The 25,004-nt window shown below is 37.0% G+C and carries 28 protein-coding genes; 22 read left to right on the top strand and 6 right to left on the bottom strand.

Translation table 11 applies throughout. The features are described from left to right. Positions 1 to 8 precede the first annotated feature (8 nt). The 4 genes from FVB32_RS14605 to porX form a co-directional block, all read right to left on the bottom strand. Positions 9 to 551, bottom strand: coding sequence for a hypothetical protein (locus tag FVB32_RS14605; protein WP_147744574.1), 543 nt, complete (start codon positions 549 to 551; stop codon positions 9 to 11). An 88-nt stretch (positions 552 to 639) separates the two neighbouring features. Further along, on the bottom strand, positions 640 to 774 hold the full coding sequence (locus tag FVB32_RS17970; RefSeq protein WP_262712980.1) for a hypothetical protein: 135 nt from the start codon (positions 772 to 774) through the stop codon (positions 640 to 642). A 173-nt stretch (positions 775 to 947) separates the two neighbouring features. Further along, positions 948 to 1,358 carry a tRNA (adenosine(37)-N6)-threonylcarbamoyltransferase complex ATPase subunit type 1 TsaE gene (tsaE, locus tag FVB32_RS14600; protein WP_147744573.1) on the bottom strand — a complete coding sequence of 137 codons (411 nt, stop codon included), beginning with the start codon at positions 1,356 to 1,358 and terminating at the stop codon, positions 948 to 950. Positions 1,359 to 1,369: 11 nt separating this feature from the next. Beyond that, complete coding sequence (gene porX, locus FVB32_RS14595) at positions 1,370 to 2,914, bottom strand: T9SS response regulator signal transducer PorX (RefSeq protein WP_147744572.1); 1,545 nt, start codon at positions 2,912 to 2,914, stop codon at positions 1,370 to 1,372. Positions 2,915 to 2,950: 36 nt separating this feature from the next. Here porX and FVB32_RS14590 point away from each other — a divergent pair, with 36 nt between their 5' ends. The 21 genes from FVB32_RS14590 to hisIE all read left to right on the top strand — a co-directional run bounded on the left by FVB32_RS14590 (position 2,951) and on the right by hisIE (position 22,183). Next, positions 2,951 to 4,177, top strand: a complete 1,227-nt coding sequence (locus FVB32_RS14590) for an HD domain-containing protein (RefSeq protein WP_147744571.1) — start codon at positions 2,951 to 2,953, stop codon at positions 4,175 to 4,177. A 23-nt stretch (positions 4,178 to 4,200) separates the two neighbouring features. Next, entirely contained in the window at positions 4,201 to 5,226 is a 1,026-nt protein-coding gene (gene lpxD, locus FVB32_RS14585) for a UDP-3-O-(3-hydroxymyristoyl)glucosamine N-acyltransferase (protein ID WP_147744570.1), read from the top strand. Next, positions 5,219 to 6,631, top strand: a complete 1,413-nt coding sequence (locus tag FVB32_RS14580; RefSeq protein ID WP_147744569.1) for a bifunctional UDP-3-O-[3-hydroxymyristoyl] N-acetylglucosamine deacetylase/3-hydroxyacyl-ACP dehydratase — start codon at positions 5,219 to 5,221, stop codon at positions 6,629 to 6,631. The genes lpxD and FVB32_RS14580 overlap by 8 nt, the downstream gene beginning before the upstream one ends. Next, complete coding sequence (lpxA, locus tag FVB32_RS14575) at positions 6,632 to 7,417, top strand: acyl-ACP--UDP-N-acetylglucosamine O-acyltransferase (protein ID WP_147744568.1); 786 nt, start codon at positions 6,632 to 6,634, stop codon at positions 7,415 to 7,417. A gap of 4 nt (positions 7,418 to 7,421) precedes the next feature. Further along, positions 7,422 to 7,988 (top strand): elongation factor P, encoded by a 567-nt coding sequence (gene efp / locus FVB32_RS14570; protein ID WP_147744567.1) that lies wholly within the window; start codon positions 7,422 to 7,424, stop codon positions 7,986 to 7,988. A gap of 6 nt (positions 7,989 to 7,994) precedes the next feature. Then, positions 7,995 to 8,936, top strand: coding sequence for a UDP-3-O-(3-hydroxymyristoyl)glucosamine N-acyltransferase (locus FVB32_RS14565; RefSeq protein WP_147744566.1), 942 nt, complete (start codon positions 7,995 to 7,997; stop codon positions 8,934 to 8,936). A gap of 59 nt (positions 8,937 to 8,995) precedes the next feature. Beyond that, complete coding sequence (gene sucD, locus FVB32_RS14560; RefSeq protein ID WP_147744565.1) at positions 8,996 to 9,868, top strand: succinate--CoA ligase subunit alpha; 873 nt, start codon at positions 8,996 to 8,998, stop codon at positions 9,866 to 9,868. Positions 9,869 to 9,978: 110 nt separating this feature from the next. Next, positions 9,979 to 10,725 carry a 3-oxoacyl-[acyl-carrier-protein] reductase gene (fabG, locus tag FVB32_RS14555; RefSeq protein ID WP_109663333.1) on the top strand — a complete coding sequence of 249 codons (747 nt, stop codon included), beginning with the start codon at positions 9,979 to 9,981 and terminating at the stop codon, positions 10,723 to 10,725. A 5-nt stretch (positions 10,726 to 10,730) separates the two neighbouring features. Then, complete coding sequence (locus tag FVB32_RS14550; protein ID WP_147744564.1) at positions 10,731 to 12,764, top strand: vWA domain-containing protein; 2,034 nt, start codon at positions 10,731 to 10,733, stop codon at positions 12,762 to 12,764. 10 nt (positions 12,765 to 12,774) lie between these two features. Further along, positions 12,775 to 13,590, top strand: coding sequence for a prohibitin family protein (locus tag FVB32_RS14545; protein ID WP_147744563.1), 816 nt, complete (start codon positions 12,775 to 12,777; stop codon positions 13,588 to 13,590). 201 nt (positions 13,591 to 13,791) lie between these two features. Next, positions 13,792 to 14,649: an ATP phosphoribosyltransferase gene (gene hisG / locus FVB32_RS14540; protein ID WP_147744562.1), complete on the top strand. Its 858-nt coding sequence runs from the start codon at positions 13,792 to 13,794 to the stop codon at positions 14,647 to 14,649. A gap of 1 nt (position 14,650) precedes the next feature. After that, positions 14,651 to 15,070 (top strand): GNAT family N-acetyltransferase, encoded by a 420-nt coding sequence (locus FVB32_RS14535; protein WP_147744561.1) that lies wholly within the window; start codon positions 14,651 to 14,653, stop codon positions 15,068 to 15,070. A gap of 6 nt (positions 15,071 to 15,076) precedes the next feature. Then, positions 15,077 to 16,360 carry a histidinol dehydrogenase gene (gene hisD / locus FVB32_RS14530; protein WP_147744560.1) on the top strand — a complete coding sequence of 428 codons (1,284 nt, stop codon included), beginning with the start codon at positions 15,077 to 15,079 and terminating at the stop codon, positions 16,358 to 16,360. A 2-nt stretch (positions 16,361 to 16,362) separates the two neighbouring features. After that, positions 16,363 to 17,406 carry a histidinol-phosphate transaminase gene (gene hisC, locus FVB32_RS14525; RefSeq protein ID WP_147744559.1) on the top strand — a complete coding sequence of 348 codons (1,044 nt, stop codon included), beginning with the start codon at positions 16,363 to 16,365 and terminating at the stop codon, positions 17,404 to 17,406. Then, on the top strand, positions 17,406 to 18,542 hold the full coding sequence (gene hisB, locus FVB32_RS14520; RefSeq protein ID WP_147744558.1) for a bifunctional histidinol-phosphatase/imidazoleglycerol-phosphate dehydratase HisB: 1,137 nt from the start codon (positions 17,406 to 17,408) through the stop codon (positions 18,540 to 18,542). The genes hisC and hisB overlap by 1 nt, the downstream gene beginning before the upstream one ends. Next, positions 18,543 to 19,124 carry an imidazole glycerol phosphate synthase subunit HisH gene (gene hisH, locus FVB32_RS14515; protein WP_147744557.1) on the top strand — a complete coding sequence of 194 codons (582 nt, stop codon included), beginning with the start codon at positions 18,543 to 18,545 and terminating at the stop codon, positions 19,122 to 19,124. Beyond that, positions 19,124 to 19,540 (top strand): GNAT family N-acetyltransferase, encoded by a 417-nt coding sequence (locus FVB32_RS14510; protein WP_147744556.1) that lies wholly within the window; start codon positions 19,124 to 19,126, stop codon positions 19,538 to 19,540. The genes hisH and FVB32_RS14510 overlap by 1 nt, the downstream gene beginning before the upstream one ends. Next, a complete protein-coding gene (locus FVB32_RS14505) occupies positions 19,541 to 20,320 on the top strand; it encodes a 1-(5-phosphoribosyl)-5-[(5-phosphoribosylamino)methylideneamino]imidazole-4-carboxamide isomerase (protein WP_147744555.1) in 780 nt (259 codons plus the stop codon). Next, on the top strand, positions 20,313 to 20,825 hold the full coding sequence (locus FVB32_RS14500) for a DinB family protein (protein WP_147744554.1): 513 nt from the start codon (positions 20,313 to 20,315) through the stop codon (positions 20,823 to 20,825). Before FVB32_RS14505 ends, FVB32_RS14500 begins: the two co-directional genes overlap by 8 nt. Beyond that, positions 20,826 to 21,581 (top strand): imidazole glycerol phosphate synthase subunit HisF, encoded by a 756-nt coding sequence (hisF, locus tag FVB32_RS14495; protein WP_147744553.1) that lies wholly within the window; start codon positions 20,826 to 20,828, stop codon positions 21,579 to 21,581. It abuts the gene before it with no gap. Between the two features lie 2 nt (positions 21,582 to 21,583). Further along, complete coding sequence (hisIE, locus tag FVB32_RS14490; protein ID WP_147744552.1) at positions 21,584 to 22,183, top strand: bifunctional phosphoribosyl-AMP cyclohydrolase/phosphoribosyl-ATP diphosphatase HisIE; 600 nt, start codon at positions 21,584 to 21,586, stop codon at positions 22,181 to 22,183. A gap of 8 nt (positions 22,184 to 22,191) precedes the next feature. Here the strand turns inward: hisIE and FVB32_RS14485 are convergent, their stop codons facing one another. After that, entirely contained in the window at positions 22,192 to 22,875 is a 684-nt protein-coding gene (locus FVB32_RS14485) for a hypothetical protein (protein ID WP_147744551.1), read from the bottom strand. A gap of 91 nt (positions 22,876 to 22,966) precedes the next feature. Next, positions 22,967 to 23,677 (bottom strand): DUF1853 family protein, encoded by a 711-nt coding sequence (locus tag FVB32_RS14480; RefSeq protein ID WP_187269591.1) that lies wholly within the window; start codon positions 23,675 to 23,677, stop codon positions 22,967 to 22,969. 173 nt (positions 23,678 to 23,850) lie between these two features. On the opposite strand from FVB32_RS14480, the gene FVB32_RS14475 reads away from it, so the two are divergent. Beyond that, positions 23,851 to 25,002 (top strand): vWA domain-containing protein, encoded by a 1,152-nt coding sequence (locus FVB32_RS14475; RefSeq protein WP_147744549.1) that lies wholly within the window; start codon positions 23,851 to 23,853, stop codon positions 25,000 to 25,002. Positions 25,003 to 25,004: the final 2 nt, after the last annotated feature.

Raw genomic sequence — 25,004 nt, 5'->3', positions numbered from 1 at the left:
GAACAAATTTACATTTTTTTTGAAAGGGTCTGTTGGCGTTGTTCTAGTTTCTCTCGTTCTTTCCGAAGTTCTTCTTTTTCCTTTAATATCTGAAGTTCAGTATCCATGGCATCTAGATCAATTCCATGAACATGTTTATCTATTAACTTCACCCTTATGAAATACACCACAGGCACTACTACCATTGTTACCGCGATGACATAAAAAATCTCATTCTCATCGACCTTTTGAGAATCTTTTGCAACAACACTATACAATTGAAAACTATACATGGCTATTGGAATAAGAATAGCATGATACCACCACTGTTTGTTACTCACGAACCAGATAATCAATAAAGTCAAAGGAATAAGTTTTATTAAGTAAAACCAAAATGCTGTACGAGCGTCTGCAAATCCGTTTGAGGTAATTTCAAATAAATAGAAATCCAAGGATTCCGTATTCGTTGGCATGTATTTATAGGAGTAGAAAAGAACAGGGGATAGGGCAATAATTAAGGTAATTAACCCCTCTATTATAAATCGTTTTCTAATCTTTTTTTCTCCACGCATACACTAATAACTAAAGATGATAGATTTTATTGTATAAAAAAACCCCTCGTTACAAGGGGTTTAAAAGAAAAAATCTTTTTTCTGATTGTTACATATGGCCAATCTTCTTTTTATCAACGCTAACTGTTTGGTCCTCATCAATGTTAATAACATCGGTAGAAACTGCAGTCATCGCTAAAAAAGCAACAGCCAATAATCCAAAAAATAGTCTTTTAGTGTTCATCGTAAAAGAGTTTTTGGTTAATAAATGAATTCATTTCAATAACAAATGTAGGAATTTTTCCCAACCTACAATGCATTTCGTCGATAAAAATTGCATTTTATCCTAAAATAAAAGCTTTTTATCGAGCAATCTGCCGTTCATCGAAACTTTTTAAAAGATATAGGTAATTGCATTTACACAGCACTAAACTCGATTGAACGAGTGTTTTCATCGATAAAGTGTAAGTAAACAGTGACAGCGCCTTCTGGCAGTAAGGATTTAATTTTCCCCGGCCATTCCATAAACAACCATGCTTCGCTATTCAAATAATCTTCAAGTCCAAGATCTAGGGCCTCTGTTTCATTTTCAATTCGGTAGAAATCAAAATGATAGGCCAGTAATTCTCCATTTTCATTGTGATATTCATTTACCAAACCAAAAGTGGGACTACTTCCTTGATCATCTCCTCCAAGTTCTTTTACCAATGCTTTGATTAAAGTTGTTTTACCGGCACCCATTTCTCCATAAAAACAAATGGTTTTGTTTTTGGCAGACTCAAGAATTGCAGTAACAGCTTTATCAATTTCAGTTAAATGAAAAATCATCTTCCCCACTATTATTTTGCATCCAAAACTACAAAAGGAACGATTATTTCTTCTAATGATACCCCACCATGTTGATACGTATTTCTATAATAGCTTACGTAATGGTTATAGTTATTGGGGTAGGCAAAAAACATATCGTTCTTCGCAAAAATAAAACAGCTGCTCAGGTTAATGTTGGGCAAGTGAATGCTCTGCGGATTTTTAGTGGCAAGAACATCTTTATTTTCATAGGTAAGACTTCTTCCTGTTTTATACCTTAAATTAAGGCTTGTTTCTCTATCTCCAATAACTTTTGAAGGTTGTTTTACATTAATGGTTCCATGGTCTGTGGTCAAAATTAATTTCATGCCCATATTTTGTGCATGCTGAATAATTTCTAGCAATGGTGAATTTTTAAACCAACTTAAAGTAAGTGAGCGGTAGGCTTTATCATTAGCGGCCAACTCTTTAATCACCTCCATTTCGGTTTTGGAATGCGAGAGCATATCTACAAAATTATAGACCAACACTGTGAGGTCATTGTCTTTTTGCGACTTAAAATTCTGTGCCAGCTGTTTCCCTTGCCTAAGGCTACTTATCTTATGATACTCCCATTTAAGGTCTAATCCTAAACGTTTCAGTTGCGCTCCCAAAAACTCAGCTTCAAAAAGATTTTTACCCCCTTCATCGGTATCGTTTTTCCACCAATCTGGATGTTGCTTTTCCATATCCAAAGGCATCAAACCAGAGAAAATCGCATTTCTTGCATATTGTGTAGCAGTGGGCAGAATACTGTAATATGATGACTCATGCTTTTTCTTGTAGTGAACCGCAAGGGTTTCCTCAAATGTCAACCATTGATCATAACGCAGATTATCAATGACCACCAATAGGGTTTTATTACCTTCTAATTCTGGTTGTATCTTTTTTCGGAATAGGGTATGGGACATTACGGGGCCATCGCTATCTTGGAACCAATCACTATAATTTTTGTCTACAAACTTGCTAAATTGCGCATTGGCCTCCACCTTTTGGGACTCCAAAATCTCAAACATGCCTGAATCCTCGATTTCTTCCAATTGCAATTCCCAATAAATAAGTTTTTTATAGAGTTCTTCCCATTCTTCATAACTGTTGACCATAGACAAATCCATGGCAATCTTTCTAAACTCTTGCTGATAGTTCGCCGTGGTTTTTTCAGAAACCAAGCGTGAGTTGTCTAAACTCTTTTTTAAGGATAGTAATATTTGATTTGGATTGACCGGTTTTATAAGATAATCGGCGATTTTGGAACCTATGGCCTCATCCATAATATATTCCTCTTCACTTTTTGTAATCATTACAACCGGAATGGAAGCATCATATTTTTTAAGCTCATTTAGTGTTTCCAATCCAGATAGACCAGGCATGTTTTCATCTAAAAAGACAATATCAAATAGTGTATTTTTTATTTCATCCAACGCATCCTGGCCGCTCTGGCTGGTAACTACCTTGTAATTTTTATTTTCTAAAAAAAGAATGTGGGGCTTTAGAAGGTCGATCTCGTCATCGACCCACAGAATTGTTATCTTGTTCATATAGTAGTTATCTTTGCAGAATTAAAACAAACTTCCTTGGCGCAAACCAATAAGCTTAAAGTTTTTAACGATCCAATTTACGGTTTTATTGGAACTCCAAATGAACTTATTTTTAACCTGATAGCACACCCTTACTTTCAAAGGTTGCGAAGAATTTCGCAAATGGGGATGTCCTACTTGGTATATCCTGGGGCACACCACACACGATTTCATCACGCCTTGGGCAGTATGCATTTAATGACCAAGGCCATACAGGTGCTTAGATGGAAGAATGTTGAAATTACACAAGAAGAAGAAACCGGATTACTTTGCGCCATTTTATTGCATGATATTGGACATGGTCCATTTTCCCATGCGCTTGAAGGGTTTATCATTGAAGATTTGAGTCATGAACAGCTCTCGTTAGAGTTTATGCTTGAGTTGAACAAGACATTTAATGGCGGATTGGAAACGGCAATCTCAATATTTAAAGGAGAATACCCTAAACCTTTTATGAATCAGTTGGTGTCCAGCCAGCTGGATATGGATAGGTTGGATTATTTAAAGCGAGATAGTTTTTATTCTGGGGTTACCGAAGGAAATATAAATTCTGAAAGGCTTATTTCTATGCTCAATGTGGTTGATGAACATTTGGTTTTAGAGGAAAAAGGAATTTATGCGGTTGAAAAGTTTTTGATGGCGCGTAGGTTTATGTATTGGCAGGTCTATCTCCACAAAACCAGTTTGGTGTCAGAACAATTACTTGTGCGCATAATGGATAGGGCTAGAAAACTACTGCTAAGTAATGAAGATTTAAAAGGTAGTGAGCCGTTATTGTTTTTTTTAAAGAAAGTTTCCCATAGCAATTTAAATTCTGATGGTCTTGAAAGATTTGCGCAATTAGATGATATTGATGTTATGAGCGCGATAAAATCGTGGCAGTTTCATGATGATTTTGTACTATCTCAGATGTGCCTTATGCTTCTTGATAGAAAACTACTGAATGTAAAAATCAAGAATAAACCTATTGATCCTGCGAAAATGGAAGAAAAGCTACAACAAACAATCAATAGACATAATATATCAAAAGAAGAAGCTTCGTATTTTGTTTTTCAGGGAGAGATTTCCAATAAAGCCTATAATGAAAAACATCAAACCATAAATATTCTAAAAAAGACCGGAAAGATAACGGATGTGTTAAAAGAATCAGATCAGCTTAGTTTAAAGGCACTTTCCAAAACGGTCACCAAATATTATTGCTGTTATCCTAAAGAAGCTGTTTAACAAATTTTGTTACTTTTGCAGAAATGAAATTTACAGCCACCCAAATTGCAGGAATTTTAGAGGGAGAAGTTGAGGGAAATCCTCAAATTGCTGTACACAAACTATCAAAAATAGAAGAAGGGGAAAAAGGCTCCCTTACTTTTTTGGCCAATCCAAAGTATACTTCTTACATCTATTCTACAAAAGCATCGATCACTATTGTAAACAAAGACTTTGTTCCAGAGCAATCTTTGTCCACTACTTTAATAAAGGTGGAAGATGCTTACAAGTCTTTTTCCAAATTATTGGAATACTACAATCAGGTAAAAAACAATAAAGTTGGGGTTGAGAGCCCTTCCTTTATATCTGAAAGTGTAGTCTACGAAGATGGTTTTTATTTAGGAGCATTTTCTTATTTAGGAGATAATGTAGAAATAGGGAAGAATGTAAAGGTGTACCCAAACGTCTATATAGGCGATAATGTAACTATAGGAGATAACGTAGTTGTTTTTGCTGGAGCCAAAATATACTCAGAATCCATTATTGGAGATGGTTGTGTTATTCATAGCGGAGCAATAATTGGAGCTGATGGTTTTGGGTTCACTCCAAATGAAAAAGGAGAATACAGTAAAGTGCCTCAAACAGGAAATGTCATATTGGAGCAGAATGTGGATGTAGGGGCAGGCACAACAATCGATAGAGCTACGCTAGGTTCGACAGTACTAAGAAAAGGAGTGAAGCTGGATAATCAAATCCAGATTGCGCATAATGTGGAAATAGGTGAGCATACTGCAATTGCAGCTCAAACAGGAATCGCCGGGTCCACCAAAATTGGCAAATATTGCCTTATTGGAGGACAGGTTGGAATTGTAGGACATATTACTATTGGAGATAGAGTGAAAATACAAGCTCAATCTGGTATTGGCAGAAACGTAAAAGATGATGAGGTACTACAAGGGTCTCCGGCTTTAAATTATGGAGACTACAATAAATCATATGTCCATTTTAAAAATTTACCAAAGCTGGTAAATAAAATCAACACCATAGAAAAAAAGGTTGAAGGTGAATAAAACACACACTAAGCAACGCACAATAAAAGAAAATGTAACACTAAAAGGAGTAGGGTTACATACCGGGGAAGACGTTACAATGACTTTTGTTCCCGCAAAGGAAAACCATGGATTTGCTTTTAAGAGAGTCGATTTAGAGGGAGAGCCGATTATTGAAGCAGATGCCAATTATGTGGTAAATACCCAACGTGGAACCAATCTGGAAAAGAACGGGGTAAAGATTCAAACATCGGAACATGTACTCGCCGCTTTGGTGGGCTTGGACATTGACAATGTTCTAATTGAGCTGGATTCGCCAGAACCTCCAATAATGGATGGTTCCTCTAAGTTTTTTGTAAAAGCCTTGGAGGAAGCTGGAATTGTAGAACAGGAGCAGGATCGAGAAGAATATGTAGTAAAAGATGTCATATCCTACAAAGATGAAGCTACTGGAAGCGAGATTACGGTAATCCCATCTGATGAATACAAGATTACCACAATGGTCGATTTTGGAACGAAAGTTTTGGGTACGCAAAACGCCACCTTGGAAAGAATCTGTGACTTTAAAACCGAAATTGCAGATGCTCGAACGTTTAGTTTTCTTCATGAATTGGAAATGCTGTTAGAGCACGGCCTTATAAAAGGAGGTGACCTAAATAATGCTATTGTATATGTGGACAAGGAGATTTCTGAGTCTACCATGAAAAAGTTGGAGAAAGCTTTTGATAAAGAAAAGCTATCCGTAAAGCCAAATGGGATTTTGGATAACCTAACACTTCATTATCCTAATGAAGCTGCTCGTCATAAATTGTTGGATGTAGTAGGGGATTTGGCGCTCGCTGGAACAAGGATTAAAGGAAAGGTTATTGCAAACAAACCTGGACATTACGTAAATACCCAGTTTGCAAAGAAGCTTTCCAAAATAATGAAGATTGAAAAAAGAAATAAGGTTCCTAGTTACGATTTGAATCAGACCCCTTTGATGGATGTCACCCAAATCATGAACATGCTTCCGCACCGACCTCCTTTCTTATTGGTCGACAAGATTTTAGAGCTTTCTGACACCCATGTGGTAGGAGTAAAGAATGTAACTATGAATGAGCCCTTTTTTGTGGGGCACTTTCCTGGAGCACCGGTAATGCCAGGAGTACTGCAGGTAGAGGCAATGGCCCAGACGGGAGGTATTTTAGTATTGAGCACTGTTCCTGATCCTGAAAATTACCTTACCTTCTTTATGAAGATAGACAATGTAAAATTCAAGCAACAAGTCGTTCCAGGGGACACCTTAATATTTAAATGCGATTTAATTTCACCCATAAGACGTGGAATTTGCCATATGCAGGCTTACGCCTATGCCAATGGCAGACTAGTTTCAGAAGCGGAACTAATGGCACAGATTGTAAAAACCAAAAAAACAGAATCGTAGATGAATCAGCCACTTGCTTACGTTCACCCTGGAGCTAAAATTGCCAAAAATGTGGTGATTGAACCCTTTACCACCATTCATAATAATGTAACTATAGGAGAAGGTACTTGGATAGGTTCCAATGTCACCATAATGGAAGGCGCTCGAATAGGAAAGAACTGCAACATTTTTCCAGGTGCAGTAATTTCAGCTACCCCCCAAGATTTAAAATATCAAGGAGAGGAAACCACTGTGCACATTGGAAATAATACGACCATTAGAGAGTGTGCTACAATTAATAAAGGCACATTGGACCGCATGAAGACAGTAATTGGAAACAATTGTCTTATTATGGCGTACTGCCATGTTGCCCATGATTGTTTTATAGGCGATGGATGTATTTTCAGTAATAACTCTACCCTTGCAGGTCATGTAACGATTGGAACTAATGTTGTTTTGGCAGGTATGGTAGCTGTACATCAATTTGTTTCTATAGGTAATCATGCATTTGTTACCGGAGGTTCATTGGTAAGAAAAGATGTGCCACCTTTTGTAAAAGCAGCTCGAGAACCTCTTTCCTATGTAGGAATCAATTCAATAGGATTACGCAGAAGAGGATTTGAAGCACATAAAATTAGAGAGGTACAAAATATTTACCGCATACTTTATCAAAGAAACTATAATAACTCTCAAGCAGCTTCAATTATTGAAGCTGAAATGGAGGCAACTCCAGAGCGAGACGAAATTCTTCAGTTCATTAGAGATTCGCAACGTGGAATTATGAAAGGTTATTTCAGTTCAAACTAATACTATGGCAAGTACATCAGATATACGAAAAGGATTGTGCATAAAATACAATCACGATATTTTTAAAATAGTAGAATTTCTACATGTAAAACCTGGAAAGGGCCCAGCTTTTGTCCGTACAAAGTTAAAAAGTGTTACTACGGGAAAAGTAATTGATAATACTTTTTCTGCAGGGCATAAAATTGATGATGTACGGGTGGAGACAAGATCGTATCAATACTTATATGCTGATGGGGACACCTTTCATTTCATGAATACAGACGATTATAACCAAATTACACTTGAGAAGAGTTCCTTGGATTCTCCAGACTTACTTAAGGAAGGGCAAGTCGTTACCATTCTGTTCAATACTGAGGATAGTATGCCTCTGTCTGTTGATATGCCTGCCAGTGTTATTTTAGAAGTTACCCATACGGAACCTGGGGTTAAAGGAAACACAGCCACTAACGCAACCAAGCCCGCTACTGTGGAGACCGGTGCTAGAATCAACGTGCCTCTTTTTATTAATGAAGGTGATAAGATCAAAGTGGATGCCGAGAAAGGTGCATACATGGAAAGAGTAAAAGAATGATTCTGAATGAAATTTCCTAAAACGTATACTTTAAAAGAGGTATCAGAAATAATTAACACTGAGTTTGTTGGAAATTCTAACTTTCCTATATTTGGAATGAACGAAATCCATGTGGTGGAGAAGGGTGATATTGTTTTTGTAGACCATCCAAAGTATTATGATAAAGCTTTAGAGTCCAATGCCTCTGTAGTGCTTATCAATAAAAAAGTGGAATGTCCGGAAGGAAAAGCACTTTTAATTTCTGATGATCCATTTAGAGATTTCAATAAGCTCACTCATTTTTTTAAACCTTTTAAAAGTGCTTCCAGTTCAATAGCTGAAACAGCAGAAATTGGGGACGGTACCATAATTCAACCCAACACTTTTATCGGAAATCACGTAAAGATTGGAAAAAACTGTGTTATCCATGCCAATGTTTCTATTTATGATAATTGTGTTATTGGGAACAATGTGACTATTCATAGTGGAACAGTACTTGGTGCAGATGCCTTCTATTATAAAAATAGACCTGAGGGGTTTGATAAGTTACTTTCTGGCGGCAGGGTGGTAATAGAGGATAATGTAGATATAGGTGCGTCTTGTACCATTGATAGGGGAGTCACAGGAGACACCACCATAAAACAAGGGTCTAAATTGGACAATCAGATACAAATTGGACATGACACCGTAATAGGCCAAAAATGTTTAATTGCTTCCCATACGGGAATAGCCGGCTGTGTAATTGTTGAAAATGAAGTGACGCTTTGGGGCCAAGTTGGAGTAATTAGTGGAATCACGATTGGTAAGGGAGCCGTGGTATATGCACAATCTGGTGTTGCCGAAAGCTTGGAAGGCGGAAAAACGTATTTTGGTAGCCCGGCAACAAATGCCAGGGCAAAAATGAAAGAATTGGCAACTATAAAAAACCTTCCCTCATTGCTTAAGAATGCTAAAAGAAATAGCAAATAAATTACTTTAAATATTATAGACAAAACCATACTTTTGTCCAGCGTAATAATCAGAAAAATATGAGTGTTCTAGTAAATAAAGATTCAAAAATAATTGTTCAAGGTTTCACAGGGAGCGAAGGAACATTCCATGCAGGTCAGATGATTGAATATGGAACCAATGTTGTAGGCGGTGTTACCCCTGGAAAGGGTGGACAAGAGCACTTGGACAGGCCTGTTTTTAATACTGTGGAAGATGCTGTGAGAGAATTAGGAGCAGATACTACGATTATTTTTGTGCCGCCTGCATTTGCTGCAGACGCTATAATGGAAGCTGCTAGTGCTGGAATTAAAGTGATTATTACAATCACAGAGGGAATTCCTGTTGCCGATATGGTGAAAGCGAATGATTATATAAAAAATATGGACTGTACCTTGGTTGGTCCTAACTGCCCGGGCGTTATTACTCCTGGTGAGGCAAAAGTAGGTATCATGCCTGGTTTTGTTTTCAAGAAAGGACATGTTGGAATTGTTTCTAAATCAGGAACATTGACCTACGAAGCTGCTGACCAGGTAGTACGCCAAGGATTAGGAATTACTACAGCTATTGGAATTGGAGGAGATCCGATTATCGGAACAACAACAAAAGAAGCCGTAGAACTTTTAATAAATGACCCAGAAACAGAATGTGTCGTTATGATCGGTGAAATTGGAGGGCAATTGGAAGCAGATGCAGCCAAATGGTATAAAGAAAGCGGAAGCAAAAAACCTATTGTCGGTTTTATTGCAGGAGAGACTGCTCCAGCTGGGAGAACAATGGGGCATGCAGGTGCTATCGTTGGAGGTAGTGATGATACTGCTCAGGCTAAAAAACGTATCATGAGCGAATGTGGCATCCATGTAGTGGATTCTCCTGCAAAGATAGGCGTTAAAGTAAAAGAAGTGATTGGATAACCAATCGTTAAAACTATTGTAAATCCCGTGCTATACGGGATTTTTTTTCGTCAATACGTAAAACAAAAACTATATTTGATTATCAACCAGACGACTAAATTTTGAACATTATGAAACTTTTGGAGGGCAAAAATGTAATCATTACCGGAGCTAGTAGAGGAATAGGAAAAGGAATAGCACAAGTATTTGGACAACATGGAGCGAATGTGGCTTTTACATATAGCTCTAGCGAAGCACCAGCTTTGGAGCTGGAAAAAGAACTTTCAGGCATGGGAGTTAAAGCAAAAGCATATAAGAGTAATGCAGCAAGTTTTTCAGAATCAGAGGAATTAGTAGCAAAGGTATTGGAGGATTTTGAAAGCATAGATGTGCTTATCAATAATGCAGGGATCACCAAGGATAACCTTTTGATGAGGATGGGAGAGGAAGACTTTGATAAGGTAATAGAAATCAATTTAAAGTCGGTTTTCAACATGACAAAGGCCGTTCAGCGTACCATGTTAAAACAACGTAAAGGATCCATAATCAATATGAGCAGTGTAGTAGGGGTGAAAGGAAATGCTGGACAGACCAATTATGCCGCTTCTAAAGCTGGAATGATAGGATTCACAAAATCTGTCGCCTTGGAACTGGGCTCTAGAAACATTCGTTGCAATGCAATTGCACCAGGGTTTATTGAAACTGAAATGACTGATAAATTAGACGAAAAGACCGTTCAAGGTTGGAGAGACGCAATTCCACTAAAGAGAGGCGGAAGCCCAGAAGATGTTGCCAACGCCTGTCTGTTTTTGGCTTCAGATTTATCGGGCTATGTTACGGGACAAGTGCTTAATGTTGATGGTGGTATGCTAACCTAAAATGAATGGAAATACGTACGGTACTCCTTATTTTATTGGCAGCACTTGCTGCTATTACCATCGTATTTTATCAATACTTTTATAAAAACCCCAGAAAAGGTTCCCTAAGAATTTGGCTTGCAGGATTGCGATTCATCGCTATTTTTAGCGCACTACTTTTATTGATCAATCCCAAGTTTACAAAAAATGACTATTTCTTAGAGAAGTCCAATCTCATTTTATTGATTGATGACTCTTCTTCCATGGAAAATTCTGCGAATAAAGATGAGATATTAGATGCAATTAAGGTCATTGAATCCAATTCAGATTTAAATGACCGATTCGCAATTCAACAATATGCCTTTGGCAGCAATGTGGTTAAGAAGGATTCATTGCATTTTAATAAAACGAATACCGATATCGCCAATGCACTTTCAACGACTGATGAAATTTTCACAAATAGTTCAAATGCAGTAGTCTTATTTACAGATGGAAACCAGACTCTGGGCAGGGATTATTCCTTTATAAATCTACGAGAAGAAATAGATGTAAACCCTGTAGTTGTTGGGGATACTACGGCATACGAGGATCTTTCCGTAGGGTTGGTCAACAGCAATACCTATGCATTTCTTAAGAACAAGTTTCCTGTTGAAGCCAATATTTTATACAAGGGCTCAAAACCAATATCGCAATTGGTTACCATCGCAATGAATGGAAGAGTTGTCTATAGGGAAAATATTGATTTTAACTTAAATGAAAACAGCAAAGAAGTAAACGTACTGCTGGAAGCCAAAAGTGTGGGAGTAAAGTCTATTGTAATTGATGTGCGACCGTTGGAAAATGAAAAAAACAGATTAAACAACACCAAGGAAATTGCGATTGAGGTAATAGATGAAAAAACCAATGTGACAATTGTTTCAGATATGCTTCACCCTGATATTGGAGCGTTGAAGAAGGCCATAGAAACCAATGAGCAGCGTTCGGTCACTATTGTAAAGCCAACAAACAATATCGATTCTTTCCAAGAAACAGATATCTTTATTTTATACCAACCCAACAGAAAATTTAAAGCTATTTACGATTATATAGCGAAATCTAAAACGAACATCTTTACCATCACTGGAACCCAAACAGATTGGAGATACTTAAATCAAGTTCAACAGAGTTTTTTTAAAGAAAACTTTAATCAAACAGAAGAAATACTGCCCGTGCTCAATAATGCCTTTGGTGTTTTTGGACTTTCAGACTTTAACGTAGAAGATTTCCCTCCCTTAAAAAGTAATTTAGGGGATTTGGAGTTTAAGAAAAATGCTGAAACTATACTATTTCAGAAAATAAAAGGAGTGAGTTTGGATAAACCGCTGTTTTCAATTCTTGCGGAAAATAAAAGCAAGGAAGCGATATTATTTGGTGAAAATATATGGAAATGGCGTGCACAAGCCTTTAGAAGTCAGCAAAACTTCAAAAATTTTGATGATTTTATAGGTAAACTCATGGTGTATCTCGCCAGTGATAATCAAAAAAGTAGGTTGGAGCTAGATTATGTCCGCATTTTTGACAACCCCAGCATTGCAAGAATCCGCGCATCCTATTTTGATGAGAGCTATAGTTTTGATTCCAATGCTGATATTAAAATAAATGTAAATGGTAGGGAGAATAATTTTTCAAGAGAATCACCAATGTTGCTAAAAGGGTCATTTTTTGAGGTTGACTTGAGCGATTTAGAGGTAGGCGAATATGATTTTATAGTTACTGTAGAAAAAGAAAACATAAAACGTTCGGGCACGTTCAAAATATTAAATTTTGACCCAGAAAAACAATTACTATCAGCTAATTATACAAAACTGAAAGACCTAGCTGACAAAACAAATGGTTCGCTTTATTTTCCAAATGACATGGAGCTTTTGATAAGTGATTTATCAAATTCAGAGCGGTTTACTCCAATCCAAAAGAGCAAGCAAAATGTCGTATCTTTAATCGATTTTCGAATCTTACTCGGAATAATTGTTTTGACCCTCTCATTAGAATGGTTTATCAGAAAATTTAACGGATTAATATAAAATAAAACTCATGGATAGATTACCAAAGATTGCATTACCAGTAATAGCAGTCATAATTTTTTTAGTTATTCTAATTTCAAAATCGGCCGTTACCATTGGCTCTGGTGAAGCAGGTGTGCTTTATAAGACTTTTGGTGGTGGTGTTGTAACAGATAAGGCTGCCCTTGGGGAAGGTTTTCATTTAGTGGCCCCGTGGAACAAAGTCTATGTCTATGAAGTTAGACAACAAGAAGTTTTTGAAAAAATGCAAGTACTTTCTTCTAATGGATTAGAAATAAAACTTGATGCTTCTGCGTGGTTTCAACCAAAATTTGAGGATTTAGGAAGATTACACCAAGAAAAAGGAGAGTCTTATGTAGAGCGTATATTGCTACCAACTATCCGCTCCGCTGCCAGAAGTGTAGTAGGGAGATATACTCCAGAGCAATTGTATTCAAGCAAAAGGGATGCTATTCAACAAGAAATTTTTGAAGAGACAAAGAAAATTGTAGACGGCCAATACATTCAATTGAATGAGGTGCTTGTAAGAGATGTTACGCTTCCGCCAACTATAAAAGAGGCGATTGAGCGTAAATTAAAGCAGGAGCAGGAATCTTTGGAATATGAATTCCGATTAGTTACCGCTAAGAAAGAGGCAGAAAAAGTGACTATTGAAGCACAAGGTAAGGCAGATGCCAACCGTATCTTAAGTGCTTCCTTAACAGATAAAATACTTCAGGACAAAGGAATAGATGCTACGTTGGAGCTTTCAAAATCCCCAAATTCCAAAGTTGTTATTGTGGGTAGTGGAGATTCTGGTTTACCATTGATTTTGGGAAATAACTAAATAACTCTTTTTTGATATAAAAATATATTCTACTTTTGAAGTCGAAATGAGAAATAACAACACACATCATCACCATTTTTATACTTGCACTCAGGCGAGATAGAAATGTATTGTTGTTTTTAAAATATATTCTAACCCGTTTGAGAAATCAAACGGGTTTTGTTTTTGCACCTGTTTGGTTTCCGAACAAAATGTAATGAAATGACAAAAATTAGAATTGCTGTTCAAAAGAGTGGACGTTTGAACGAAGACTCTTTAAAGATTTTAAAAGATTGCGGGATCTCCATTGACAATGGAAAAGATCAACTAAAAGCCACGGCACGCAATTTTCCATTAGAAGTACTATACCTTAGAAATGGAGACATTCCCCAGTACCTAAGAGATGGTGTAGTTGATATCGCTATACTTGGAGAAAACGTGTTGGTAGAAAAAGGAACGGACATTACCATAGCTGAAAAATTAAATTTTTCAAAATGCAGGGTATGTTTGGCGGTGCCTAAAGGTGTATCATATAATTCCATTCAGGATTTAGAGGGTAAACGTATTGCTACTTCATATCCGAATACGGTCAATGATTATCTAAAGTCCAAAGGTGTAAATGCAGATTTACATATCATCAATGGATCGGTGGAAATAGCACCAAATATTGGTCTGGCTGATGGCATTTGTGACATTGTTTCCAGTGGGAGCACTCTTTTTAAAAACAATTTAAAAGAAGTAGAAGTAATCCTAAAAAGTGAGGCCGTTCTGGCTGTGTCTTCAAAGATTTCTGAGGAACGAAAGGAAATTCTGGAAAAACTCCGGTTTAGGATAAAATCAGTATTGCAAGGAAGACAGAATAAATATGTTTTACTGAATGCTCCTAACGAAAAGCTGGATGATATTGTTGCTTTGTTGCCAGGAATGCGCAGTCCTACGGTATTGCCACTGGCGGAAGAAGGCTGGAGTTCTGTGCATACCGTAATCAAGAAAGATACCTTTTGGGAGGTTATAGATGAATTAAAACTAGCTGGTGCCGAAGGCATTTTGGTTTGCCCAATTGAAAAAATGGTTTTGTAAGATGTACAACATAGCTTTTATAGAGCAAGAGGACAAAAAAACAATTGTTCCATTTTTGAGCAGACTTGACCCTTCTATTTCTGTTGAAGTATTAAATGAAAGATTAGAGGAGATGTTTTCCAATGGATATCAGTGTGCTGGTGTTTATGACAGTTCCAAGCTTATTGGCATTTCTGGTTTATGGATATTGACCAAATATTACATTGGAAAGCATATTGAACTAGATAATGTATTCATTCTACCAGAATACCAAGGTAAAGGCGTTGGCAAGCAGATGATGGAATGGATTTTTAATTACGCTATATCTATTGGGTGTAAAGGTTCTGAACTTAATTGTTATACAAAGAACAAATCTGGTCAAAAGTTTTGGGAAAGAGAAGGCTATCAAATAGTAGGTTACCACTATCAAAAAAGATTTTGAAAAGCTATGCAGAAAATTAGTTATCCAAATAGAGAAAAATGGGAAGAGCTACTAAAAAGGCCAACTCGTAGCGTTTCAGATATTGAAGAAACAGTCAATACAATTTTTGAGGAGATAAAAGCTGAAGGGGATACGGCCATAGGAAATTATACTGAAAAATTTGACAAGGTCCAGTTAGAGTCGTTTTTGGTTTCCAAGGAAGAAATAGAAGTAGCATCAACAAAAGTTTCAGAAGAGTTGAAACAAGCCATTTCTTTAGCAAAGAGTAATATTGAAAGGTTTCATACTGCTCAAAAAACAGAAAAAGTAGTGTTGGAAACAATGCCTGGGGTTCTGTGTTGGCAAGAGAAAAAACCTATTCAAAAAGTGGGACTGTATATTCCAGGAGGTACCGCTCCCTTGTTTTCTACAATTTTAATGTTAGCAGTTCCTGCTAAGATTGCCGATTGCAAAGAGATTATCCTTTGCACGCCACCAGATCAAAAAGGAGAAATCAATCCAACAATTTTGTATACAGCTCAATGCTGCGGAGTAACACAGATTTTCAAAGTTGGCGGTATACAAGCTATAGCGGGCATGACCTTTGGGACAGATACCATCCCAAAAGTTTATAAGATATTTGGACCAGGAAATCAATACGTTACTGTAGCTAAACAAATAGCGACAAAATATGGAGTAGCTATAGATATGCCAGCAGGGCCAAGTGAGTTGTTGGTTGTGGCTGATGATTCTGCCAATGCTGCCTTTGTGGCATCAGACTTATTGAGCCAAGCGGAACACGGTATAGATAGTCAGGTCATATTGGTTTCTACTTCAGAAAAACTATTAAATGATGTTGCAGTGGAAATAGAAAATCAAATACAGTCACTTCCGCGTAAAGCTATAGCTGAAAAAGCCATTGAGAACAGCAAGCTTATTTTAATAGATAACGATGAAAATGCAATTGATTTGATTAATGAATATGGTCCTGAACATTATATTGTCTGTGTAGAAAATGAAGAAATTTTTATTGAGAATACGGTCAATGCAGGTTCAGTGTTTATAGGAAACTATACTCCTGAAAGTGCAGGAGACTACGCATCAGGAACCAACCATACCCTTCCCACAAACGGATATGCAAAGCAATACAGTGGTGTAAATCTTGATAGTTTTATGAAGAGTATGACTTTTCAAAAAATAAATCAGGAAGGAATATTGGGCATTGGTAATGCAATTGAGCTAATGGCAGAAGCAGAAGGTTTGCAGGCTCACAAAAATGCTGTGACCTTGAGATTAAAAAGTTTGGAATAACGATGGTTTTCAATATAGACAAATTAGTACGCGAAACAGTTAGGGGGCTAAAACCCTATTCATCAGCAAGAGATGAGTATATTTCTGATGGCTCTAAAATGATTTTTTTAGATGCCAATGAGAACCCTTTTGAAAATGGTCTAAATCGCTATCCCGACCCACAACAGCGAAGTCTAAAGACACTTTTGGCAGAACAGAAACAGGTTCTTGAAGCGAATATTCTCCTTGGAAATGGTAGTGATGAAGTTTTAGATCTGATATTTAGAGCATTCTGCGAACCTAACAGTGACAATGTGATTACGCTGCCTCCAACGTATGGTATGTACAAAGTCTTATCAGGAATTAATGCCGTTGAGAATAGAGAAGTTCTGCTAACATCTGATTTTGAACCAGATGTATTCCAAATCCTAGAAAATGTAGATGAGAAAACCAAGATCATATTCATTTGTTCACCCAACAACCCAACTGGTAACGCCTTTCAAAAGAAGCGTATTGAAGAATTGATAGAGAACTTTAATGGTCTAGTGGTCATTGATGAAGCATATATTGATTTCTCAGAAAGCGAGAGTTGGTTATTAGTTTTGGCTAACCATCCAAATCTGATTATTACTCAAACAATGTCCAAAGCCTACGGTATGGCAGGTATTCGCTTGGGGATATGCTATGCATCCGCAGAAATTATTGCTATCCTTAACAAAATAAAACCGCCATACAACATAAATCAGCTTACCCAGTATCAAGCGCTTAAAAGAGTACTGGATGATACAATGGTTCAAGAGGAAGTTGAGCAGATTTTAAAAGAACGCAAAACTTTGGTTCAAGCATTGAATGAATTGGATTTTGTGAATAAGACCTACCCATCAGATTCAAATTTTGTGTTGGTGAAGGTTGATGATGCGGACAAAAGATATCGAGAACTCTTGGAGGCACAAGTTGTGGTGCGTAACAGGAGTAATCAACCTTTGTGCGAAAACACTTTACGATTTACAGTGGGTACTCCGGATGAGAACAAAAAATTGATTGCTATTTTAAAAGAACTAAAGTAATGGCTAAAAAAGTACTTTTTATAGATAGAGATGGTACTATCATAAAAGAAACTGTTGATGAACAGATAGATGCATTTGAAAAAATGATTTTCTATCCCAAAGCATTTACATTCTTAGGTAAAATTGCAAAAGAGTTGGATTATGAATTGGTCATGATAACCAATCAAGATGGTTTAGGTACTGATATCTTTCCAGAGGAGACCTTCTGGCCTGTTCACAATTTCATTTTAAAATCCTTTGAAAATGAAGGAGTCGTTTTTGATAAGATTTTTATTGACAAGACATTTCCTAAAGAGAATGCCAATACGAGAAAACCTGGAACTGGTTTGCTGACTGAATATTTTTCTGAAGAATACGATCTAGAAAATTCATTTGTGCTCGGTGATCGGTTAACGGATATGGAATTGGCTAAGAACTTAGGTGCAAAAGGAATTTTCATTAATGATGAAACTAATCTAGGAACTGGGGAGATTACGGTAAAGCGAGAAGAACTTGACGATCATATCGTTTTAGAGAGCAATGATTGGGAAAAGATCTATGAATTTTTAAAGTTGGAAAACCGGGTTTCAGAGATTTCAAGAAAGACCAATGAAACGGATATCCAAATTAAACTAAATCTAGATGGGACTGGAAAAAGCAACATCAATACCGGGCTGGCTTTTTTTGATCATATGTTGGACCAACTTGCCAGACATGGGCAAATGGATTTGGAAATAAAGGTAAACGGTGATTTAGAAGTGGATGAACACCATACCATTGAAGATACAGCCATTGCATTAGGAGAGGTGTTTTCTAAGGCTCTAGGGAATAAACTAGGCATAGAACGTTATGGCTTCTGTTTACCCATGGATGACTGCTTGGCACAAGTAGCAATTGATTTTGGTGGTCGTAATTGGTTGGTTTGGGATGCAGATTTTAATCGTGAAAAAGTTGGTGATATGCCAACAGAGATGTTTCATCACTTTTTTAAATCCTTTACTGATGGCGCAAAGGCCAACTTGAACGTGAAAGCTGAAGGAACAAATGAGCACCATAAAATCGAAGCAATTTTTAAAGCATTTGCAAAATCAATTAAAATGGCGGTGAAAAGAGATGTTGAAAAGATGGTGTTGCCATCTACAAAAGGAATGCTGTAGATGAAAATTGTAATAATAAATTACGGAGCTGGAAACATACAAAGCATCAAATTTGCAATACAGCGATTAGGGTACGAAGCTATTTTGAGTGATAATGTAGCGGAGATCCAAAATGCGGATAAAGTGATATTTCCTGGGGTAGGCGAAGCAAGCTCTGCAATGACCAAGTTAAGAACAAGTGGTTTGGATAAGATAATCCCTAATTTAAACCAGCCTGTTTTGGGTATTTGTTTAGGAATGCAGTTGATGTGTAATTTTTCCGAAGAAGGAAATACTGATGGGCTTGGAATTTTTGATTTAGATGTGGTGAAGTTTCCAAAATCTGTAAAAGTGCCTCAAATAGGGTGGAATGAAATCAGTGAGTTAAAATCAGATTTATTCAAAACCATTCCAGAAAAATCCCATATTTATTTGGTGCACAGTTATTATGCGCCACTTGGTGATGGAACTATAGCAGAATCAGAATATGCCCTGGGATATAGCGCGGCATTGCAGAAAGATAATTTTTATGGAACACAATTTCACCCTGAAAAAAGTAGTGACGTAGGAGCACAGATTTTGAAAAACTTTTTAGAACTATAATGAGTGCTGATTTTTATATATCGACTGAGAAATCAAAAATGGATGTCCCATTGATTCATAAATACCTTTCTGAAGAATCCTATTGGGCGAAAGGAAGAAGTGAGGAGTTGGTGGTTAAATCGATGGAGAATGCATTATGTTTTGGTGTTTTCGCCAAAGATGGAGAACAAATTGCCTTTGCCAGAATTGTTACGGATTTTGTGGTTTTCGCGTGGTTAATGGATGTTTTTGTTGTAGAAAAACATCAAGGAAAAGGAATCGGAAAAATGCTTTTGGACTATATTTTTAATTACCCGGAATTACAAAATGTAAAAGGAATGGGATTACGCACCAATGATGCCCACTCACTTTATACGACTTATGGTTTTGAATCCATTCCCAATCCTGAAACATGGATGTTTAAAAAGAAGAACTAAATGCGAATAATTCCAGCTATAGATATTATCGACGGTAAGTGTGTCAGATTATCCAAAGGCGATTATGACACCAAAAAGGTATACAATGAAAATCCATTGGAAGTTGCCATGCAATTTGAGGCTCATGGAATAGAGCATTTGCATTTGGTGGATTTAGATGGTGCCAAGTCAAAGCATATTGTCAACCATAAAGTGTTGGAAAGTATCGCGACCAAGACCAGTTTAAAAATTGATTTTGGAGGCGGTTTAAAGGCGGATGAGGACTTACATATCGCTTTTGAGTGCGGCGCAAGTCAAATAACAGGAGGGAGTATTGCAGTAAAGGATAAAGAAACCTTCTTAGGGTGGCTACAAAAATACGGCTCAACAAAAATCATTTTGGGTGCTGACGCCAAAGATGAAAAAGTATCAATTTCCGGATGGTTGGAAGACTCTGATAAGGAGTTAATCCCTTTTATTCAATCGTATCAGAAAAAAGGAGTTAAATACATCATTTGTACGGATATCAGTAAAGATGGAATGCTGGAAGGCCCATCATTTGATCTTTATAAAAAGATTTTGTCCAAGACTATGAAAAATGAAACTTTGGTGACTGGGAGTGGGGTAGAGGATACAGAAGTTGTTGGCATAAACTTGATTGCCAGTGGTGGCATTTCCAGTTTTGAAGAATTGCCGAAACTAGCAGAAATTGGTTGTGAAGGAACTATTATAGGTAAAGCCATCTATGAAAACAGAATTAGTTTGAAACAGTTGGAAAATTATATTTTGGAAAATGGATAATCAGATACAAGAGGAATTTGTGCTCAATGCAAATTATCGAATGGACGAAAGTCTAAGAATGATAAAAATTTGCTTAGACAAGTTGTCTGAAGAAGTAATTTGGCAGAAGCCAAATGAAGCGACCAATAGTATTGGAAATTTAATCTTGCACTTATGCGGTAACATTACCCAATACGGAATTGCTTCACTTCAAGGTATAGAGGACAATCGAAATCGTGATGAAGAGTTTTCAGTATTGTCAGGATATACCAAAAACGAACTTTTTCAGAAGTTGGTCTCTACAGTTGAAGACGCAAAAAAAGCCATTTCAGAAGTTACTATTGAAGAGTTATTAAAGAAAAGATCGGTCCAGGGTTTTGAGTTTTCTGGTGTTGGAAACATTGTTCATGTAGTTGAGCATTTGTCTTATCATACAGGGCAAATAGCATTGTGGACCAAGATATTGAATAATAGAGATCTGGGATTTTATGATGGAGTAGACCTCACGGTAAAAAATGAAGATTAAATGCTAACGAAAAGAATAATCCCTTGCTTGGATATTAAAAACGGACGTACCGTAAAGGGAATCAACTTTGTTGATTTAAGGGATGCTGGTGACCCTGTGGAACTTGCAGAAATTTATGCCCAAGAAGGAGCGGATGAACTGGTATTCTTAGATATTTCAGCTACCGAAGAACGAAGAAAGACTTTGGCAGATTTAGTGTATCATGTAGCCGAGAAGGTCAATATACCATTTACTGTTGGCGGCGGAATATCATCAGTCGAGGATGTCGATGTTTTGCTTCAAAACGGAGCGGACAAAGTTTCTATTAATTCTTCAGCGGTAAAAAGACCAGAATTGATTGACGAACTTGTGGCTAAATTTGGCTCACAATGTATTGTAGTAGCAATCGATGCAAAACAGATTGATGGAAACTGGAAGGTACATTTGGTAGGCGGAAAAGTACCTACGGAAATTGATTTGTTTGAATGGGCCAAAGAAGTTGAGGAACGTGGAGCAGGAGAAATTCTGTTTACTTCCATGGATCACGATGGTACAAAAAACGGATTTGCGAACAAGGCTTTGGCTAAATTGTCTACCCTTGTCAACATTCCGGTAATTGCTTCAGGTGGAGCAGGAGCTGTTTCGCATTTTACAGATACCTTTATCGATGGAAAAGCCGACGCTGCCTTGGCGGCAAGTATTTTTCATTTTAAGGAAATTGAAATAAAAGATTTAAAAAAAGAACTTAAGAAAGAGGGAATCCCCGTTAGATTATAGATATGAAAATAGACTTCACTAAAAATACAGACGGATTGGTTCCAGTAATTGTTCAAGATGCTCAAACAAAGAACGTTTTAATGTTGGGATACATGAATCAAGAAGCACTAACCGTAACCCAAGAGACCAAAAAAGTGACCTTCTTTAGCCGAAGTAAAAATCGACTTTGGACAAAAGGCGAGGAGAGTGGAAACTTCTTAGGACTTGTAAGCATAAAAAACGATTGTGATCATGATGCTTTGCTCGTAACCGTTAATCCAGAAGGCCCAACGTGCCATAAAGGGACGGATACCTGCTGGGCAGAAGAAAATATCCAAGAGTATGGGTTCCTTTCCACTTTGGAAGAAATTATTACATCACGCAAAGATGACGCTGAAAACCCTGATAGCTATGTAGCATCACTTTTTAGAAAGGGAATAAACAAAATAGCACAAAAGGTAGGAGAAGAGGCAGTGGAAACCGTAATTGAGGCAAAGGATAACAATGATGAACTTTTTCTGAGTGAGAGTGCCGATCTACTGTTTCACTACCTAATATTGTTACAGGCCAAAGGATATCAATTGAATGATATTGAAAAGGTGCTGATGGAGCGGCATAAATAGGTAGAGTGTTATTCTTTTTCCGAAATATTCTTCTTGTAACGGTTTCTTCCCATATTAAAGACGCCAACTTTTACTCCAATACCAGTAGAAAATCCATTTAATCTCTTAATAGGACTAGTAGCAAGATCTATTTTATTTGTAAAACGATATTTGACACCTGCCTCTAATTGTACGTATCTGGATATGTTGAAAAGTGCACTTACTCCCGGTTCAACAACAAAAATGGTATTTACATTTTCAAACTCGTCTTCTATAAACTCATCATCAAAATCGTCTTCTCCTGGGGTTGTGTAACCAATTCCGCCTACTCCAACGAACAAAGGGAAAGATAAGTTGACCCTTTTTTTACTAAAGAAAATAGGTTCCAAGTGTGCTCCTACATATGCTCCAATAAGCTTATTATCAACATCTTGAACGGTAATGAACTCTTGGTCTGACTGTAGAACGGTAGCCGCTATACCAACTTCAAACTGTTGATTGGCAACATAGGCCATTTTAAAACCAAAGCCATAGGTGGGTATACTTTTCAATTCCCCATAGTGAGCAGTAAGTCCCAAATAAACCCCATGAACTACATTTTTACGGTCATTAAATTCAATATAATCTTTAGGTTCCTCTTCCTGAGCTTTTAATTGTGAACTACAGCATAGCAATACTAGAAGTAAAACAAATTGAGTAAAGTTCTTTAGCATAAATTTTTAATTATAATCTAAAGACAAGTCAAATTGTGAAAGGTTGCATATAGATTAAATTAGTTTAAAAATTTTATCAAATAATACAAGCTTACCACCAAACCACAAACAGTTTTTCAATGGTACCATCTGGTTTTTTAAGCCAAAGCATGGGCGCATTTTCTTTTAACATCCTCAAGTTAATTTCTAGAAGTGTCGCATAATGCGTGGCATACGCTCTATTTAGACTAGGTGCTATTACCCATTCCCTTTTAAATGGCATATAGTATTCGAATGTTTTAAACGCTTCTGAGTTGAAATCATCAAACCGAATCCACTTACCCTGAATACAGTTCTTGTTTAAGGGACGTATTGAAATAGGAGCATCAGAATAGGGGGCGAAAAGCTGCGTTTTAAAGCACACTTGTTGTTTAACAGCCTCTGGGTTTACCTGTAATTTTTGAAGTTTATCTTTTAGCTCTGCAGCATACAACAATGGAAATTGCTTTTCTTTCAATTTATCCAATTTGGTAAAGAACATGTCTTTTTTATTGGGTCCCATTAAACGGTGAATAGGTTCAGATATTTCTGGATTGACGATGTAGAACTTATAAGCCAATTCTACATGGTAAATCTGTGCGGTTGTCCTATTTCTAATGATAAAATCGATTTCGCCAATTCTATTTTTCCCCTCATCTACTAATACATTTTTTGCTATGATTTTCCAATGTTTAGAATATGAAATCAATTGTTCAAACACATATTCCATTTGATGGCCAAGTCGCAAACGGTCATTAATGGGCTTCGGTTTAAAATTTGACATTGGAAGATTAGGGAATTCAAATTGCTGTATTCCAAATTGTTCATTTATCCAAAGGGGAAAAGTATTATAAAAACCAAAACACAATTGCTTGTCCATGGTTACAAACATAAACAGAAGCGTTAAGTTTTCTTTAAAGCCATGATGGTAAAAGCAGAATGTGTTAATTTTATATAATGGCTATGAATACAAGAAAGGGATTTCGATTTACTACTTACGAAGCCCCTGATCAAACTCCGTTCGAAAAACTTTTTGAGATTTTTCAAGAACTTGTTACGCATACTTCTGGAGATGTGGAAGAGGCCTTGGATTGGCTTCGCGAGTTGGATAAGGAATATGAGCTCACCGATGAGGATTATACTATTGATGATTTTATTGAAGATTTAAAGGCCAAAGGTTTTATCCTGGAAGAATTTGATACAGATGGAGAGCAAGGAGATGGAGAAGAGGGCGACGGTGGTGGAAGTTTATCCATAACCGCCAAATTGGAACGTGCCTTACGAAAAAGGGCTTTAGAGCAGATTTTCGGAAAGTTGAAAAGAAGTGGTTCTGGTAATCATAAAACGGGCAAGTCGGGCAGGGGGGATGAGCATACGGGAGAATTTAGGGAATATCGTTTTGGAGATGCTTTGGAGCATATTTCCATGACGGAAAGTTTAAAAAACGCCCAAATTAACCATGGTTTAGATAGCTTTGCACTGAGCGAAGAAGATTTGGTAGTGGAGGACACTCAGTACAAGGCTCAAATGAGTACTGTGTTAATGATAGATATCAGCCATAGTATGATTCTATATGGTGAAGACCGCATCACCCCAGCTAAAAAAGTGGCTATGGCACTTGCTGAATTAATCACAACCCGATATCCTAAGGATACATTGGATATTTTGGTTTTTGGCAATGATGCTTGGCCTATACCCATAAAAGATTTACCGTATTTAAAGGTTGGTCCATACCATACCAATACGGTTGCTGGTCTTCAATTGGCAATGGACATGCTAAGGAGAAAGCGAAACACCAATAAGCAAATTTTTATGATTACTGATGGAAAACCTTCTTGTTTGAGGCTTCCTAATGGTGATTATTATAAAAATAGTGTTGGACTCGATGATTATATAGTGGAGAAGTGTTATGCCATGGCCCAACAGGCCAGAAAGCTGCACATTCCCATAACTACTTTTATGATTGCTCAAGACCCTTACCTCATGCAATTTGTAAGGGAATTTACCCAAGCCAATAAAGGGAAAGCGTTTTACACTGGATTGAAGGGACTTGGTGAAATGATTTTTGAGGATTACGAACAAAATAGAAGAAAAAGAATTAAAGGATAGCA

It is taken from the genome of Flagellimonas hymeniacidonis, assembly GCF_008040165.1.
Lineage (GTDB): Bacteria > Bacteroidota > Bacteroidia > Flavobacteriales > Flavobacteriaceae > Flagellimonas > Flagellimonas hymeniacidonis.
This window is presented reverse-complemented; position numbering and strand designations above follow the sequence as displayed.

What these genes read in the sequence shown, in the direction of transcription:
- FVB32_RS14605 (WP_147744574.1), bottom strand. Translation starts at nt 551, where the DNA reads ATGCGTGGAGAAAAAAAGATTAGAAAACGATTTATAATAGAGGGGTTA.
- FVB32_RS17970 (WP_262712980.1), bottom strand. Translation starts at nt 774, where the DNA reads ATGAACACTAAAAGACTATTTTTTGGATTATTGGCTGTTGCTTTTTTA.
- tsaE (WP_147744573.1), bottom strand. Translation starts at nt 1,358, where the DNA reads ATGATTTTTCATTTAACTGAAATTGATAAAGCTGTTACTGCAATTCTT.
- porX (WP_147744572.1), bottom strand. Translation starts at nt 2,914, where the DNA reads ATGAACAAGATAACAATTCTGTGGGTCGATGACGAGATCGACCTTCTA.
- lpxD (WP_147744570.1), top strand. Translation starts at nt 4,201, where the DNA reads ATGAAATTTACAGCCACCCAAATTGCAGGAATTTTAGAGGGAGAAGTT.
- lpxA (WP_147744568.1), top strand. Translation starts at nt 6,632, where the DNA reads ATGAATCAGCCACTTGCTTACGTTCACCCTGGAGCTAAAATTGCCAAA.
- efp (WP_147744567.1), top strand. Translation starts at nt 7,422, where the DNA reads ATGGCAAGTACATCAGATATACGAAAAGGATTGTGCATAAAATACAAT.
- FVB32_RS14565 (WP_147744566.1), top strand. Translation starts at nt 7,995, where the DNA reads ATGAAATTTCCTAAAACGTATACTTTAAAAGAGGTATCAGAAATAATT.
- sucD (WP_147744565.1), top strand. Translation starts at nt 8,996, where the DNA reads ATGAGTGTTCTAGTAAATAAAGATTCAAAAATAATTGTTCAAGGTTTC.
- fabG (WP_109663333.1), top strand. Translation starts at nt 9,979, where the DNA reads ATGAAACTTTTGGAGGGCAAAAATGTAATCATTACCGGAGCTAGTAGA.
- FVB32_RS14550 (WP_147744564.1), top strand. Translation starts at nt 10,731, where the DNA reads ATGGAAATACGTACGGTACTCCTTATTTTATTGGCAGCACTTGCTGCT.
- FVB32_RS14545 (WP_147744563.1), top strand. Translation starts at nt 12,775, where the DNA reads ATGGATAGATTACCAAAGATTGCATTACCAGTAATAGCAGTCATAATT.
- hisG (WP_147744562.1), top strand. Translation starts at nt 13,792, where the DNA reads ATGACAAAAATTAGAATTGCTGTTCAAAAGAGTGGACGTTTGAACGAA.
- FVB32_RS14535 (WP_147744561.1), top strand. Translation starts at nt 14,651, where the DNA reads ATGTACAACATAGCTTTTATAGAGCAAGAGGACAAAAAAACAATTGTT.
- hisD (WP_147744560.1), top strand. Translation starts at nt 15,077, where the DNA reads ATGCAGAAAATTAGTTATCCAAATAGAGAAAAATGGGAAGAGCTACTA.
- hisC (WP_147744559.1), top strand. Translation starts at nt 16,363, where the DNA reads ATGGTTTTCAATATAGACAAATTAGTACGCGAAACAGTTAGGGGGCTA.
- hisB (WP_147744558.1), top strand. Translation starts at nt 17,406, where the DNA reads ATGGCTAAAAAAGTACTTTTTATAGATAGAGATGGTACTATCATAAAA.
- hisH (WP_147744557.1), top strand. Translation starts at nt 18,543, where the DNA reads ATGAAAATTGTAATAATAAATTACGGAGCTGGAAACATACAAAGCATC.
- FVB32_RS14510 (WP_147744556.1), top strand. Translation starts at nt 19,124, where the DNA reads ATGAGTGCTGATTTTTATATATCGACTGAGAAATCAAAAATGGATGTC.
- FVB32_RS14505 (WP_147744555.1), top strand. Translation starts at nt 19,541, where the DNA reads ATGCGAATAATTCCAGCTATAGATATTATCGACGGTAAGTGTGTCAGA.
- FVB32_RS14500 (WP_147744554.1), top strand. Translation starts at nt 20,313, where the DNA reads ATGGATAATCAGATACAAGAGGAATTTGTGCTCAATGCAAATTATCGA.
- hisF (WP_147744553.1), top strand. Translation starts at nt 20,826, where the DNA reads ATGCTAACGAAAAGAATAATCCCTTGCTTGGATATTAAAAACGGACGT.
- hisIE (WP_147744552.1), top strand. Translation starts at nt 21,584, where the DNA reads ATGAAAATAGACTTCACTAAAAATACAGACGGATTGGTTCCAGTAATT.
- FVB32_RS14485 (WP_147744551.1), bottom strand. Translation starts at nt 22,875, where the DNA reads ATGCTAAAGAACTTTACTCAATTTGTTTTACTTCTAGTATTGCTATGC.
- FVB32_RS14480 (WP_187269591.1), bottom strand. Translation starts at nt 23,677, where the DNA reads ATGTCAAATTTTAAACCGAAGCCCATTAATGACCGTTTGCGACTTGGC.
- FVB32_RS14475 (WP_147744549.1), top strand. Translation starts at nt 23,851, where the DNA reads ATGGCTATGAATACAAGAAAGGGATTTCGATTTACTACTTACGAAGCC.